Genomic DNA, 13,181 nt, shown 5'->3' with positions numbered 1-13,181 from the left:
TAAAGGAGGACAGATTGCTCGGAGCAGAGAAGTGCGGCGGATTCAGCCTCGGATCTCCGCACCTTGGGGTGGGGTGGAACGAGATTGTCCTCAGTTGGCCATCGGACTCGTTGACCACGTCGTGCTTCCGCGGGCTACCGACGCACATTGTGAGCAACACACCGATGTCACGGCTCGGGTCACGGAGTGTCGACCGATTCGTGCTCCGTTAGCTCGTTCCGAGAGGCTTTTCCCGAGCCTCTGATCGGCTGAGTGGCTTCACCGCTCGATACGCCGGGACCGCAGTCGGAACGGCTACTCGATCAGCGCTGTCTCGCTAGAGAACGATGTGCATCGCGCGAGCCGCATCTGAGATGCTGCCCGAGAGCGACGGGTACACACTGAACGCGCGCGAGACAGCATCGACCGTGAGGCGGTGCTCCACCGCGAGCGCGATGGGGAAGATCAGTTCGGAGGCGTTCGGAGCGACGACAACCCCGCCGATCACCGTGCCGGAGCCCGTGCGCGCGAAGAGCTTCACGAAGCCCTCCTTGATGCCCATCATCTTGGCTCGGGGATTCTCCGACAAAGGCAGCTTGTAGATGTCGCCCTGGGCGATGCCCTCTTCGATCTGGTGCTGAGTCCAGCCGACGGTGGCGATCTGCGGCTGGGTGAAGATGTTCGACGACACGTTGCGCAGCTCGGTCGGGTTGACCGCGTCTCCCATGGCGTGGAACACGGCCGTGCGGCCCTGCATCGAGGCCACGGATGCCAGGGGCAGGAAGGTCGTGCAATCGCCGGCCGCGTAGATCGACGGCATCGAGGTGCGGGCGACCCTGTTCACCCGAATGTGCCCGGACTCCGTGAGCTGCACGCCTGCCTCGGCCAGTCCGATGCCCTCGGTGTTGGGAATCGAGCCGACGGCCATGAGGCAGTGGCTGCCCTCGACGGTGCGGCCATCCGAGAGAGTCGCGATGACGCCCTTGTCGGTGCGCACGACCGAATCGGCGCGCGACTTCGAGAGCACGGTCATGCCGTTGCGCTTGAACACGTTCTCGATCACAGCGGCTGCGTCGGCGTCTTCGCCGGGCAGAACCTGGTCGCGGCTCGAGATCAGAGTGACCTTCGAGCCGAGAGCGGTGTACGCCGAGGCGAACTCCGCACCGGTGACGCCCGACCCGACCACGATGAGGTGCTCGGGAACGGTCTTGAGCGTGTACAGCTGGGTCCAGGTGAAGATGCGCTCTCCGTCGGGCACCGCCGAGTCGAGAATACGGGGGCTCGCACCGACCGAGACGACGATGGTGTCCGCCTCGATCTCGTCGAAGTCGGTGCCCTCCTCGCCCTTCGAGGTCGAGACGATCACCGAGTTGGCGCCATCGAGGCGACCCTCACCCGTGACGACGCGCACGCCGGAGCGGATGAGGCTCGACTTCATGTCTTCGGACTGCTGCCTCGCGAGACCCAGGAGTCGCTTGTTCACAGCGGCGAGGTTGACGGCGATCTCCGGACGCACCGGCTTGCCCGTGCCTCCGCGGGTGAAGAACTGCACGCCGAGATCGGCGGCCTCACCGATAGCGTTTGTGGCCTCAGCCGTGGCAATCAGAGTCTTCGACGGCACGACGTCTGTCAGCACGGCGGAACCGCCAACGCCGACCCGTTCGATCAGGGTGACGTCGGCACCCAGCTGAGCTCCCGCTATAGCGGCGTCGTACCCGCCTGGCCCGCCGCCGAGGACGGCGATTCTCTGCTTGCGCTCGAACTCATAGACCATGACCGCCATTCTCCCGTGTCGCGCGGGCCACCGCCAAACTCAGGCCCCGCGCATCAGCGACCCACCGGTGAACACCGCGTTAATCTAAGGTGGTTCAATGCTCACCACGACAGCCAATCCCCTCGATTCCTCCGACGCCGATCCCTTCGAGATCGCCCGCGAAGCGGCCGCTCAGATCGCAGAGAAGACGGGCGTCGCCCGCCACGACATCGCCCTTACTCTCGGCAGCGGATGGGGCAAGGCCGCAGACCTGATCGGTGAGACCATCGCGACGGTGGATGCGACGGAGATCGTCGGCTTCTCGGCCTCGGCCGTTCCCGGGCACGGCGGCACGCTCCGCTCGATCTCCCTGCCCAACGGAAAGCACGCCCTCGTGATCGGCGCGCGCACCCACTACTACGAGAACCACGGTGTGCGCCGCGTCGTGCACAGCGTGCGCACCGCCGCGGCCACCGGCGCAACGACCATGATCCTCACGAACGGGGCCGGCGGCATCCGCGAAACCTGGACCCCGGGAACGCCCGTTCTGATCAGCGACCACATCAACCTCACGGCCGACTCGCCTCTCGAGGGCGCCACGTTCATCGACCTCACCGACCTGTATTCGAGCCGTCTGCGCGACGTCGCGCGCACCGTCGACGCCGAGCTCGACGAGGGCGTCTACGTGCAATTCCGTGGCCCGCACTACGAGACGCCGGCCGAAGTGCAGATGGCGAAGGCGATCGGCGGCCACATCGTGGGCATGTCGACCGCACTCGAGGCCATCGCCGCACGTCAGGCCGGTATGGAGGTCCTCGGCATGTCATTGATCACCAATCTCGCCGCCGGCATTCAGAAAACGCCGCTGAGCCACGAAGAGGTCATCGAGGCCGGTCGTAACGCCGAGGGCAGGATCGGGTCGCTGCTCGCTCGAATCGTAGGCGAGCTGTGACAGAATCCGAGCTGCTCGAGGCGGCTCGCGCGTGGATCGCACAGGACCCCGACGATGAGACTCGTGCCGAGCTGTCGGGGCTGATCGACGCCGCCGGCTCAGGCGATACATCGGCGCTCGATGATCTGCGTGATCGGTTCGAGACCCGCCTCGCTTTCGGCACCGCCGGGCTCCGAGGCGAAATCGCCGCAGGACCCAACCGCATGAATCGCGTGCTGGTATCGCAGGCCGCCGCCGGCCTCGCCGCGTACCTGCTCGCGCGTGCCGCCGACGGTGACACCACGAGCGTCGTCGTCGGGTACGACGGGCGCAAGAACTCGGCCATCTTCGCGACCGACACGGCCGAGATCATGGCGGGCGCCGGCATCCGGGCCATTCTGCTGCCCCGCCTGCTGCCGACCCCCCTCGTGGCCTTCGCCGTGCGGCACCTCGACGTGAGCGCCGGTGTTATGGTCACTGCCTCGCACAACCCGCCGAACGACAACGGCTACAAGGTCTATCTGGGCGACGCCGACCAGGGCTCACAGATCGTGTCGCCCGCCGACGCCGAAATCGCCGAGCACATTCTGCGTGTCGCGACCGAAGAGAACGTTCTCAAGCTGCCTCGCTCCGACGACTATGAGATTGCACCCGAGTCGGTCGTCGAGGCGTACGTCGCGCAGACCGCCGGGCTCGCAGCGAGACCGACCGTTCAGCCGAAGGTCGTGTACACGGCCATGCACGGTGTCGGATGGCAGACCTTCCGGTCGGTGCTCACTGCCGCCGGATTCGACGAGCCCACGGTCGTGCGTTCACAGATCGAACCCGACTCGGCTTTTCCGACTGTCTCCTTCCCCAACCCTGAGGAGCCGGGTGCACTCGACCTCGCCTTCGAGACGGCACGCGAAGTCGATGCCGATCTGGTGATCGCGAACGACCCCGACGCCGACCGCCTGGCCATCGCCATCCGCGATTCGTCCCTTCCCGCCGCATATCGCGCACTCACCGGCAACGAGGTGGGCGCCTTGCTCGGCTGGCGTGCGGCCGAGATTCTGGATGCCGCGGCGCACGACGAGCAGACAGCGTCGGGCACCCTGGCGTGCTCGATCGTGTCGTCGCCCGCGCTGAGCGCGGTCGCCGCGGAGTACGGACTCGAATTCGCCGAAACCCTCACCGGATTCAAGTGGGTTTCTCGCACGCCCGAGCTCGCGTTCGGATACGAGGAGGCGCTTGGCTATCTGGTCAATCCGTCGACGGTGCGCGACAAGGACGGCATCTCGGCGGCTCTCGCGCTGCTCGATCTGGCCAGCGAACTCGCCGCCCGAGGACTCACCCTCGACGACCAGCTCGACGCGTTCAGCATACGTTTCGGACACTTCGCGTCGGGCCAGGTGTCGGTGCGGGTCACCGATCTGTCGCAGATCACGCGCGTGATGGCGCGGCTGCGGGCCGAGCCGCCCGCCGAGATCGGCGGCATCCGGGTGTCGTCGATCGACGATCTGCTGGCCACCGACGGCGCCCTGCCCCCGTCGGATGTTCTGCGCATCCACCTCGACGACGGCTCGCGCGTGATGGTGCGCCCCAGCGGAACCGAGCCGAAGCTCAAGGTGTACCTCGACACGCAGTCGAGCGACGGAACACTCGAGGAGCGCAGAGCGGCCGCCACGGCAGCTCTCGCCAGCCTGGAGAAGGGTGTGCGGGCGCTGATCGCGGACTGAGCTGCATGCGGGGCCGTCCGCGCGGGACTGTTCGCTGGGCTCAGAGGCTGAGCGTCTCGAGAGGCCGGTCAGGGCCGAAACCGATCACCCCATTGATCGAGGGCTGTCAGCATGACGTCGCTGTCCAGCGAATAGATGCGCTCCCGACCCTGCAGGCCGACTCTGATGAGTCCCGCTTCCTCGAGCTGGCGAAGGTGCCGACTCGTCGTCTGCCAGCTGTTGTCCATGCGGCCGGCGATCTTCCCTGAGGTCTGCGAACCACCATCGGCCAGGAGCGTCACAAGAATTGCGCGTCGCGTGCGGTGCGCGAGCGCTGCGAACACGGCGTCCAAACGATCCAGATCAGCGAGCCCCGGGATGGGATCAGGCGTCGGCATTCAACACAACCGGCACGAACTCATCGAATACCAGACCGCGTTCCACAACAGCAGGGGTGTGGGGTTCGACGAGCTTCGCCAACCGCAACCATATGGGAATCAGGTCGGGATGCTCGTGCGCAGGATCCATGACCCCGGGGACCCACGTGACGAGCTCGACGTAGCGCACCGGTTCGGACACCGACCGGAAGAGCCGCGGCTGCTCGTCGGCGACAAAGCCCAGCCGGCGCAGGGCCGCCCAGCTCTCCGGCAGCACGCGCTCGAACTCTTCGGTGGCGTCCGCGCGAACATAGTACGTGCCGAACGTCACTTCTTCTTTTTCGAATATTTGATCAGCCATATCGCTTAATATAAGCGGCTTTGCTTATCAATTCAATCCGGACGCAGAGAACGAGACGGCCCTTCGACAAGCTCAGGGAACGACAAGCTCAGCGAACGGGCCACGCAATCAGCCGAGGGCTATCTCGAGCTTGCGCGTGAGCTCGTCGAGGTCGAAGTAGTTCTCGATCACGACGACGTCGGCGTAGGTCTTGCCGATGAATTTCACGAGCTCGGGAGACGCGAGAATCACCTGCGCATCTTCTGCCGCGACGGAGAGACCGGCGACGTCGGTGGCCTCGATGTCGGCCTCGATGCCAAGGCGAGCAAGGGCACGTTCGGCATTCACTTTGAGAATGGCCGATGTTCCGATGCCTGCTCCGCAGAAGGCGATGATCTTCATAGAGTCAACGATAGTGGGCGGCGATCACGGCTCGGGGCGAGCCTGCCCCAGCACAGCCCTGACCCTTCCGACAGTCGCAGCCTGCGCGATGGAACGGGTGGCGGTCGGGTCGTTGAACACGTTCGCCAGGTCGGCCAACACCGTCACGTGCCCCTCATTGCTTGTCACAGCGAGCGCCAGCACGACCTCGACAGGATCGTTGTGCGGATGCCCGAACGCGACCGGTTCGTCGAGAGTCACGACCGCGAGCCCGTCGTGCACAACGTCGGGCCCCGGCCGCGCATGGGCGAGGGCAAGGCCGGGAGCGATGACGATATATGCACCGAATTCCTCGACGACCTGCACCATGCGCTCGGTGTAGGCATCCGTCGTGACCCCGCCTGCGACGAGGGCGTCGCCGGCGAGATGCACGGCATCGCGCCAGTCGCAAGCGTGCGCCCCCAGAACAATGACCTCGTCTGGCAGTTCTTCCAACCGCATGGGCTACGCGCTCTGGAAGCCCGCGATGATCGTGTCTGCGAGGTCTTGACGCTCGTCGAGCGGCAGGAACGCGGCGTTCGCGGCGTTGAGCTGGAAGACCTCGAAGTCTTCGAGGTCGTAACCGAAGGCATCGGACAGCAGCGAGAGCTCCCGGCTGAGGGACGTGTTGCTCATCAGGCGGTTGTCGGTGTTGACGGTGACGGTGAATCCCAGCTGGTAGAGCAGGTCGAACGGGTGATCCTCCAGCTCGTCGCCCCACGCGGTGATGGCACCGGTCTGCAGGTTCGATGACGGCGAGAGCTCGAGGGGTATCTCTCTGTCTTTGACCCACTGCGCGAGGCAGCCGATGGTGACAAAGGTGTTCTCGTCGTCACTCGACTCGATGCGGATGTCTTCGGCCAGCCGCACGCCATGACCGAGCCGAAGCGCCCGTCCGTCGAAGAGGGCGCCGCGGATGCTGTCGAGGCCGTCGGCCTCGCCGGCGTGCACGGTGACAGGGAAGTAGTTCTGGGCCAGATAGTCGAACGCCGCGCGGTGGTTGCCCGCGGGAAAGCCCAGCTCGGCACCGGCGATGTCGAATCCGACAACGCCGCGGTCGCGGTGGCGAACGGCGAGTTCGGCGATTTCGAGGCCCCGATCAGCGTGACGCATCGCGGTGACCAGCTGGCCCACACGCAGCGTCTTGCCCTCGCCCCGCGCATCGTCGATGCCCTGCTCGATGCCACGCTGCACGGCCTCGACGGTCTGGTCGAGAGTGAGGCCCTTGGCCACGTGCTGCTCGGGAGCCCATCGCACCTCGCCGTAGACGACGCCATCAGCGGCCAGGTCCTGAACGAATTCACGGGCGACGCGGCTGAGACCCTCTTCGGTCTGCATCACACCGACAGTCACGTCGAACGTCGCCAGGTAGTCGACGAGCGAGCCCGAGTCGGCCGAGTCTTCGAACCATTCGCCGAGCGAGACGGCATCGGATGCGGGCACCTCGAAGCCGATCGAGTCGGCCAGTTCGAGGATCGTGGCGGGGCGGAGGCCGCCGTCGAGGTGGTCGTGGAGAGAGACTTTGGGGAGAGCATTGATGCTTGTTCGGCCGTTGGCGAGCGTGTACTGCTCTCGTGAATCGTTCATGGCATCAGCCTACGGCGTCGATGCAGGAAAGAGGCTGGCGGCGATCTGCGAGGCGGCCTGCCGGGCCAGTTGCCGAACCTCGGTGGCACTCCGCACGCTCACCCGCGTCGCGACATAGGGAACGGTCAACGCTGCGACCGCTGTGCCGTCGGTCCGCAGCACCGGAAAGACAATGTCAATCACGCCGGCGTGAAGCTCATCGCCGCGCTCGACGTACCCCGCCTCGCGAACCGACCGCAGAGCGGGCTCGAGCCCATCCGGATCGCTCGAGCGGAACGCTCGCAGGACCTCGCCCGTCGCGGAGTTGTCGAGCGGAAACAGCGCGCCGACCCGCACACGGAACCCGAAGTCGCCCGGGCTCTCAACCTGCGCGACGACACGGGAGAGTCCGGCTTCTTCGACACTGAGACTGCACGACTGCTCGGCCACGTCGGCCAGCGAGCGCATCGGCCCGGCGGATGCCTGGAGCAGGCCGCGCAGAGGATCGTGACGGTGGGCAAGATCGAACAGTCGCAACGACAGGATGTAAAGCCCAGACTGAGAGTCGCGGTGCACGTAACCTCGCCGCTCGAGAGTGCTCAGCACACGGAAGATCTGACTGACGCTTCGCCCAACGCCGGATGCGATCTGGGCCTGGCCCAGTCCCCCGCTTGTGGCGGAGAGAAGCTCGAGAATATCGAGACCCTTGTCGAGTGCAGGCGCCGCATACTCCTTCTCGACCGCCACTGCCCGCGCTGAGGTGGATGATGAGCGTGGTTGTGTCATGGCTAGAGCTTCGCCCCCATAGAAGCGACCATGCGTCGAGCGATCTCCCGCTCGAGGTCGTCGGGAACGTTCTGGGCGCCCGCGACCAGGGTGGCTGGCCGCGTCGCCACGCGCTCGAGCGAGAGCACCTGCAACAGAAAGCCGAGATCCATGGAGTCGAGCGAGTTTCCTTTGGGCGCCGTGCCCGCGAGATTGAACATGCGGCCGCCGGCGATGAGGATCACGTGCCGCCCGTTCGGCAGCTCCACACGTTCGATCGTGTCGTCGATGGCTCTGGTCGCGGTGGCGGCCGTGCGCAACGATGCCGTGTCGATCTCCCAGGGAAAGTGACCGCAGTTGGCCAGGATCGCGCCGTCGGTCATGCGGTCGATGGCCGACATCGTGAGCACGTTCGGACGCCCGGTCGCGGTGATGAACACCTCACCCCAGTCGGCGAGGCCGTCGGCGGTGTCGACGCGGAATCCGTCGAGTGCCGCCTCGAAGGCTTTGAGCTCATCCACTTCGGCCACGGCCACCTTGCCTCCGAGCGCACGGAGGTACTGGGCGACGCCGCGGCCGCACCATCCGTAGCCGACCACCACGAAGCGACGGCCCGGAATCATGAGGTTCGTGATGCGCATAAAGCTCTCGACGACCGATTGTCCGACGGCGTGCTTGTTCTCGCCCAGCTGCTTCAGCAGACTGTCGTTGATCACTATCACGGGGAACGACACCTGCCCCAGAAGCTCGGAACGCAATCTGTCGCCGCCTGAGGTCGTCTCCTCGGTTCCGCCGATCAGTGTCGCCCCCGCGCCTCGCGCCACAATGCCGGCGGCCAGGTCGGCCCCGTTGTCGAGCAGGATGTCGGGGGTCGCGTCGAGCACGGCCGCGACGTTGGCGTGATGATCGTCGAGCGTGTCGTCGCGACGGCCGAACAGCGCCATTCCCTGATGGCGCAGGTAGGCGACAACGTCGTCTTGAGTGGACCCGTGGTTGCCGGTTCCGACGATCTCGGCTCCGCCGGCTGCGAGAGTCTCGAGCAGCACAGCGGTCTTGGGCTCGATGTGCAGCGACATGCCGATGCGGTGCCCCTCGAAGGGCCTCGTCGCGGCGAACTGCTCACGCACTGCGGCGAGGAGTCTCATGCGAGACCTGATCCATTCGACGCGGGCGGCGGCGGAATCGATGAGTTCTGTCATGACGCTAGTTTTGCATATATGAATGCTACTTTCATATATGATTTCAGGATCGACTTCAAGGAGTTCATCCATGCCGCGCAAGATCATCCTCGACTGTGATCCTGGCCACGACGACGCCATCGCCATCCTGCTCGCGCACGGCAACCCCGAGATCGAGTTGCTCGCCGTGACGACGGTCGTGGGCAACCAGACGCTCGAGAAGGTCACGAGAAACGCCCTCGCCGTGGCTGAGATCGCCGGCATCGTCGGAGTTCCCTTTGCGGCCGGCTGCCCGAGGCCGCTGGTGCGTACCATCGAAGTGGCCGCCGATATCCACGGTGAATCCGGCATGGACGGCCCTGAACTTCCCGAATCCACCCGTGAACTCGACGGCCGCCACGCGGTCGATCTGATCATCGACACGATCATGGCGAGCGAGCCCGGCGAGATCACTCTCGTGCCCACGGGCGGGCTCACGAACATCGCGCTGGCTGTGCGCAAAGAACCGCGCATCGTCTCTCGGGTGCGGGAAGTAGTGCTGATGGGCGGAGGCTTCCACGTCGGAAATTGGTCGGCCACCGCGGAGTTCAACATCATCATCGACCCCGAGGCCGCTCACATCGTCTTCAACGAGGCGTGGCCGCTCACGATGGTGGGCCTCGATCTCACCCATCAGGCACTCGCCACCCCCGAGGTCCGGGCACGAATCGACGCCGTCGGCACCGCGCCGTCGCGCTTCGTCGGCGAGCTACTCGAATTCTTCGCGAGCACCTACCTCGAAACGCAAGGGTTCACGCATCCGCCGGTGCATGACCCATGCGCAGTTGCCTACGTGATCGACCCGAGTGTGATGACCGTGCGCAAGACACCGCTCGATGTAGAGCTCACAGGCACGCTGACGCTCGGCATGACGGTGGCCGATTTCCGCTCTCCCCCACCCGCGGACTGCACGACCCAGGTGGCGGTCGACCTTGACACAGATAAGTTCTGGGCCCTCATCGAAGACGCCCTGCGCCGCATTGGAGAACCCGCGCGCTGACGCGAACACATCCGCGCCGGTTCGGCGCACCCGCGCCGGGTCGTCCGGTAGCGGATGCGCCGTAAAGGCGCGGATGCCGCCGCGTCACGCGGACTACTCGATGCGCTCGGCTACCAGCGGTCCTCTCGGCGTCCAGTCGGCGGCATCGCCGATGCTCCAGGCTCCTTCGACGGCCTCGAGTGCGCGCTCGAAGCGTTCGGGCTCGTCGGCCGAGAGCGTAAACAGCGGCTGGCCAGCCTTCACCGTGTCGCCGGGCTTCGCGTGCAGGTCGATGCCCGCGGCATGCTGCACCGGATCCTGAGCGCGTGCCCGACCCGCCCCGAGCCGCCACGCGGCGATGCCGAAGGGAAGCGCCTCCTGCGTGAGAAGCACGCCGTCACGGTCGGCGGTCACGACGTGAGTTTCGCGCGCGACCGGCAGCGCGGCATCCGGATCGCCGCCCTGAGCCTCGATGACCCTGCGCCAGGTGTCCATGGCACGGCCGTCGGCCAGCGCCTTCTCGACGTCGGCGTCAGGCTGCCCGGCGAGGCGCAGCATCTCCCGCGCCAGAGCCACCGTGAGTTCGACCACGTCGGCGGGGCCGCCACCCGCAAGCACCTCGACCGACTCGCGCACCTCGTTGGCGTTGCCGATGGCCAGCCCGAGCGGAACGTTCATGTCGGTCAAGAGGGCCGTGGTGGCCACGCCGGCATCGTTGCCGAGGTCGACCATGGTGCGGGCGAGCTCGCGTGACTTCTCGATGTCGACCATGAATGCGCCAGAGCCGAACTTCACGTCGAGAACGAGCGAGTCGGTGCCCTCGGCGATCTTCTTCGACATGATGCTGGATGCGATCAGCGGGATGGCCTCGACCGTTCCGGTGATGTCACGCAGCGCGTAGAGCTTCTTGTCTGCCGGCGCGAGTCCGGAACCGGCGGCGCAGATCACACCGCCCACATCGCGCAACTGGGTGAACATCTCGTCGTTCGTGAGGTCTGCGCGCCATCCCGGGATGCTCTCGAGCTTGTCGAGGGTTCCGCCTGTGTGGCCGAGTCCGCGACCGGAGAGCTGCGGCACCGCGACGCCGAACGATGCGACCAACGGCATAAGCGGCAGGGTGATCTTGTCGCCCACCCCGCCCGTGGAGTGCTTGTCGACCGTGACTTTGCCGAGACCGGCGAAGCTCATACGCTCGCCTGACGCGATCATCGCAAGTGTGAGGTCGCGGATCTCCTGGCGCTCCATGCCGTTGAGCACGATGGCCATGGCCATGGCGGCCATCTGCTCATTGCCGACGAAGCCGCGCGTGTACGCATCCACCAGCCAGTCGATCTCGGCGGTACTGAGGGTTCCGTGATCGCGCTTGGTGCGGATCAGGTCGACGACGTCGAAGGATTCTGACACGGGTGGAGCCTTTCGTTGGAGCTAGTGCGTTTCGACGTATGCCTGCAACGTGCGCGGGCCGAAGGCATCCGGCAGCACCTCGTCGATGGTGCGGATGCCCGAGACGGTCTGCAGCAGCATGCCCGGCGCGGAGTGCTCGTAGAGCAGCTGACGGCAACGTCCGCAGGGCATTAGTGCGTTGCCGTCGCCATCGACGCAGACGAAGGCGATCAGGTGCCCCCCGCCCGTCATGTGCAGCGCCGAGACGAGTGCGCACTCGGCGCACAGCGTGAGCCCGTAGCTCGCGTTCTCGACGTTGCAGCCCGAGATCACACGGCCGTCATCGACAAGCGCGGCGACCCCGACGGGGAACGTCGAGTACGGCACGTAGGCCTTCTTCATGGCCACGAGAGCCTCGGCGTGCAGCACGCCCCAGTCGATACCGGATGCCTGTTCGGTGTCGGTCATATCGGCTCCCCTAGGACTTTATGTACGGTTTACCGGCGGCTGCTGGCCCTCGGACGCGGCCGACCACCCCCGCGACCGCGAAGATCGTGACGAGGTAGGGCAGCATCAGCATAAACTCGCTCGGCACGGGCGAACCGATGATGCTCAGCACGCTCTGCAGGTTCGACGCGAAACCGAACAACAGTGCGGCCAGCGTCGCCCTGATCGGATCCCAGCGCCCGAAGATCACCGCCGCGAGCGCGATGAATCCGGCACCCGCAGTCATCTCCTTGTTGAACGACCCGACCGAGCCCATGGTGAAGTACGCACCACCGAGACCCGCGATCGCGCCGGCGAGAGAGACGTTCCAGAACCGTGTGCGGGCCACGTTGATGCCCACGGTGTCAGCAGCCTGCGGGTGCTCTCCCACGGCGCGCAGACGCAGACCCCAACGCGTCTTGAAGAGCGCGAAGAAGACCACGGCGACCGCAACGTAGAGGATGTACACGATGATCGTCTGCCGGAACAGCACCGGGCCGAGAATCGGAATCTCGCTGAGCCCGGGAATGGGCAGTCGGGGCAGTCTGATGGTGGCGCTGTTGTTCAGGAGATCGGTGTTCTTGGTCAGGACCTGCGAATAGAGGAAGCTCGTGAGCCCCGTAACCAGAACGTTGAGCACAACACCCACGATGACCTGATCGACGAAGTACTTGATCGAGAACGCCGCCAGCACGAACGATACGAGCACTCCGGCCGCCATTGCCGAGATAAGTCCGAGCACGGGCTGGCCGGTTACAGAAGCGACGATGGCCGAGACGAACGCACCCGCGAGCAGCTGCCCCTCGATGGCCACATTCACCACACCGACACGTTCGGAGATGACCCCGCCAAGGGCTCCGAAGACGAGCGGAACGCTCAGTCCGACCGCTCCGACCAGCAGGCCTGGCACAGGAATCGTCTCGCCGGCGGCGGCCCAGGTGAGGAAGGCGACGAGAAACAGAACGGCGAACACGACCGTGACCCAGAGCCGGACCGGCCGGTTGCGCGATACGAGGAACGCGCTGTAGGCGGCCAGGGCCACCAACAGAACGGTCAGCACAACGCCCGTCGCACGCGTCGGCGCCTCGATCGTGGGAATCTGCACGAAGTCGGAATCGGTCGACAGACGGAACCCGCTGATGCCCTCGCGCCCGAAGGCGATGAAGAGCAGGATGGCGACGATCGAGAAGATGCCGAATGCGATCGGCGCCTTCCAGCTCTTGACGACGGTCGTCTCGAGCGCTGGAGGCAGCGAATCCGGGTGGTTGTGCTGCACGGGCGCGTCTTG

At 65.7% G+C, this 13,181-nt stretch carries 14 protein-coding genes; 3 read left to right on the top strand and 11 right to left on the bottom strand.

From position 1 onward, the window contains the following. Positions 1-316: 316 nt before the first annotated feature. Positions 317-1,753, bottom strand: coding sequence for an NAD(P)H-quinone dehydrogenase (locus TZ00_RS11390; protein ID WP_044441987.1), 1,437 nt, complete (start codon positions 1,751-1,753; stop codon positions 317-319). A gap of 97 nt (positions 1,754-1,850) precedes the next feature. Here TZ00_RS11390 and TZ00_RS11385 point away from each other — a divergent pair, with 97 nt between their 5' ends. After that, positions 1,851-2,684, top strand: coding sequence for a purine-nucleoside phosphorylase (locus TZ00_RS11385; protein ID WP_044441808.1), 834 nt, complete (start codon positions 1,851-1,853; stop codon positions 2,682-2,684). Beyond that, positions 2,681-4,381, top strand: coding sequence for a phospho-sugar mutase (locus TZ00_RS11380; protein ID WP_044441807.1), 1,701 nt, complete (start codon positions 2,681-2,683; stop codon positions 4,379-4,381). Before TZ00_RS11385 ends, TZ00_RS11380 begins: the two co-directional genes overlap by 4 nt. 68 nt (positions 4,382-4,449) lie before the next feature. Here TZ00_RS11380 and TZ00_RS11375 read toward each other — a convergent pair whose 3' ends face one another. The 7 genes from TZ00_RS11375 to TZ00_RS11345 form a co-directional block, all read right to left on the bottom strand. Then, positions 4,450-4,758, bottom strand: a complete 309-nt coding sequence (locus tag TZ00_RS11375) for an ArsR/SmtB family transcription factor (RefSeq protein ID WP_044441806.1) — start codon at positions 4,756-4,758, stop codon at positions 4,450-4,452. After that, positions 4,745-5,068, bottom strand: coding sequence for a hypothetical protein (locus TZ00_RS11370; protein WP_044441805.1), 324 nt, complete (start codon positions 5,066-5,068; stop codon positions 4,745-4,747). Before TZ00_RS11370 ends, TZ00_RS11375 begins: the two co-directional genes overlap by 14 nt. A gap of 138 nt (positions 5,069-5,206) precedes the next feature. Continuing rightward, complete coding sequence (locus TZ00_RS11365; RefSeq protein ID WP_044441804.1) at positions 5,207-5,479, bottom strand: PTS sugar transporter subunit IIB; 273 nt, start codon at positions 5,477-5,479, stop codon at positions 5,207-5,209. 24 nt (positions 5,480-5,503) lie between these two features. After that, complete coding sequence (locus tag TZ00_RS11360; RefSeq protein ID WP_044441803.1) at positions 5,504-5,959, bottom strand: PTS sugar transporter subunit IIA; 456 nt, start codon at positions 5,957-5,959, stop codon at positions 5,504-5,506. 3 nt (positions 5,960-5,962) lie between these two features. After that, positions 5,963-7,084: an adenosine deaminase gene (locus tag TZ00_RS11355; protein ID WP_044441802.1), complete on the bottom strand. Its 1,122-nt coding sequence runs from the start codon at positions 7,082-7,084 to the stop codon at positions 5,963-5,965. Between the two features lie 9 nt (positions 7,085-7,093). Next, positions 7,094-7,849, bottom strand: coding sequence for an IclR family transcriptional regulator (locus TZ00_RS11350; RefSeq protein WP_044441801.1), 756 nt, complete (start codon positions 7,847-7,849; stop codon positions 7,094-7,096). 2 nt (positions 7,850-7,851) lie between these two features. Continuing rightward, complete coding sequence (locus TZ00_RS11345) at positions 7,852-9,027, bottom strand: adenosylhomocysteinase (RefSeq protein WP_044441800.1); 1,176 nt, start codon at positions 9,025-9,027, stop codon at positions 7,852-7,854. Positions 9,028-9,097: 70 nt separating this feature from the next. Between TZ00_RS11345 and uriH the strand changes: the two genes are divergently transcribed. Continuing rightward, the gene (gene uriH, locus TZ00_RS11340) at positions 9,098-10,045 is read left to right on the top strand and encodes a uridine-preferring nucleoside hydrolase UriH (protein ID WP_044441799.1); all 948 of its coding nucleotides are present in this window, start codon (positions 9,098-9,100) and stop codon (positions 10,043-10,045) included. Between the two features lie 93 nt (positions 10,046-10,138). On the opposite strand, the gene TZ00_RS11335 is transcribed toward uriH, so the two are convergent. The 3 genes from TZ00_RS11335 to TZ00_RS11325 are packed head-to-tail and all read right to left on the bottom strand — an operon-like array spanning position 10,139 to position 13,169. Continuing rightward, positions 10,139-11,428, bottom strand: coding sequence for a thymidine phosphorylase (locus tag TZ00_RS11335; RefSeq protein ID WP_044441798.1), 1,290 nt, complete (start codon positions 11,426-11,428; stop codon positions 10,139-10,141). 21 nt (positions 11,429-11,449) lie between these two features. Further along, on the bottom strand, positions 11,450-11,875 hold the full coding sequence (locus tag TZ00_RS11330; RefSeq protein ID WP_044441797.1) for a cytidine deaminase: 426 nt from the start codon (positions 11,873-11,875) through the stop codon (positions 11,450-11,452). A 10-nt stretch (positions 11,876-11,885) separates the two neighbouring features. After that, positions 11,886-13,169 carry an ABC transporter permease gene (locus tag TZ00_RS11325; protein WP_044441985.1) on the bottom strand — a complete coding sequence of 428 codons (1,284 nt, stop codon included), beginning with the start codon at positions 13,167-13,169 and terminating at the stop codon, positions 11,886-11,888. Positions 13,170-13,181 lie beyond the last annotated feature (12 nt).

It is taken from the genome of Agreia bicolorata (assembly GCF_000938265.1).
Classification (GTDB): Bacteria; Actinomycetota; Actinomycetes; order Actinomycetales; family Microbacteriaceae; genus Agreia; species Agreia bicolorata.
This window is presented reverse-complemented; position numbering and strand designations above follow the sequence as displayed.